Annotated in this window: 2 protein-coding genes; one reads left to right on the top strand and one right to left on the bottom strand. The window is 55.8% G+C overall.

The annotated features are described in order from the left end of the window. Positions 1-157 precede the first annotated feature (157 nt). Positions 158-655, bottom strand: coding sequence for an ISAzo13-like element transposase-related protein (locus ACQ4N7_RS30230; protein ID WP_430715121.1), 498 nt, complete (start codon positions 653-655; stop codon positions 158-160). 232 nt (positions 656-887) lie between these two features. Between ACQ4N7_RS30230 and ACQ4N7_RS30225 the strand changes: the two genes are divergently transcribed. Then, positions 888-1262, top strand: coding sequence for a helix-turn-helix domain-containing protein (locus tag ACQ4N7_RS30225; RefSeq protein ID WP_430715120.1), 375 nt, complete (start codon positions 888-890; stop codon positions 1260-1262). Positions 1263-1368: the final 106 nt, after the last annotated feature.

Raw genomic sequence — 1368 nt, 5'->3', positions numbered from 1 at the left:
TATCGAGATCCACCGATGGGGTAGTCATGACCTGCCGAAGTTCATGCGATTCAGGTGCCGAGGTTCATGCGATTCACCTGCCGAAGTTGGCGCGATTCAGGTGCCGAAGTTCGTGCGATTTTGCACTGCTGGTCTTTGGCCTGTAGGTTCTCAAAAATCAAGTCGGTCTCGGGCAGTTTTTTTGGGGTTTGGCTTTGACCACAGGACGTAAGCGATAGCCGAGGCGATTGAGAATGACCGCCATCGTGCTGAGAGCCGGTAACTGCTCCTCAGCAACACCGTGGGCTTGCAGTTGTCTCAGCGCTTCGGGCGCCGTTAAGCGAGTGTAGGCAATCGAGGTCGTAAAACTCGGGTCTTGCTGACTATGGGCTTCGGCAATGCTCACCAAGGTGGCGGCGGCCTCAGGGTAACGCTCTTCCCACTTGCGGGTGCCCCCAAATCCTGACTGTGCTCCGACACAGACCAAACCACTCCGCTTTTCAGCCAGGCCCAACGCGACCGTTTGGCGACCCCAGCCAAAGATACTTTCAGCTAAACGGGGATTACTGTCACAGTATTTCAGGGCCATCTCAGCTTGAAAGGCGCGGCGGGTCGCTCCTTTTAACGTTGAAGCAGCCAGGCGAAGGTCTTCAACTTGAGAGGGACTGGGACGCATGGGAAGAGACGGAGAAGGGCTCATCAGTCGCAGCAGTTTCTGGCATTGATCTCTATGCCTACCTTAATGGCTTGGTAGATTCTTTGTCAGAGATCTCCTTAAACATAGCGATGGAGGTAAGCTGAAGAGCCGCCCATCCAGGTTGTTCCAGCTATGTCAACACCTCCCTTGCGAGTTGTAACTGAGTGCAGAGGAAGACCGCACCCTAGAAAACTTACGAGAGGCGTCTGGAGTGCCTCAACGCACCAAAGACCGGGCTGAAGCCCTGAGGTTAAGCCATCGGGGATGGACACCCGTCCAGATAGCCGACTACCTGGGCTGGCAAGTTGCTACAGCCCGTACGGCGATTCATCGGTGGCAACAGGAGGGGCTATATGGGCTATGGGATAGTCCCCGCCCAGGACGTCCACCCCAGTGCACAGCAGCGGTGATGACCGCGTTGGAGCAACACCTATCGACGGAGGAGCGCACCGTCAATAGCTGTCAACTAGGGCAGTATCTGGCTGATGTCCATGGCATCACCCTCAGTCGAGGCCACTTGAGGCGATTACTGAAAAAAAAGGTATCGGTGGAAACGCACCCGTCACACCGACATTCCGCGGGTTGACAGGGGTTAATTAAGGAGATAGTAGCGGCAGGCTGGAAAGCCCATGAGGCGAATGATTTTGCTGCGTTCTTCCGAGAGGTTGCTGACCTGCTGGGCGGTCCCTACG

The sequence above is a fragment of the Nodosilinea sp. AN01ver1 genome (assembly GCF_050565655.1).
Taxonomy (GTDB): Bacteria; Cyanobacteriota; Cyanobacteriia; order Phormidesmidales; family Phormidesmidaceae; genus Nodosilinea.
Note: the sequence above shows the minus strand (reverse complement) of the source record. Positions and strands in the feature narration are given on the sequence as shown.

Excerpts from the sequence above, each read along its gene's own strand:
- ACQ4N7_RS30230 (WP_430715121.1), bottom strand. The coding sequence starts at position 655 with ATGCGTCCCAGTCCCTCTCAAGTTGAAGACCTTCGCCTGGCTGCTTCA.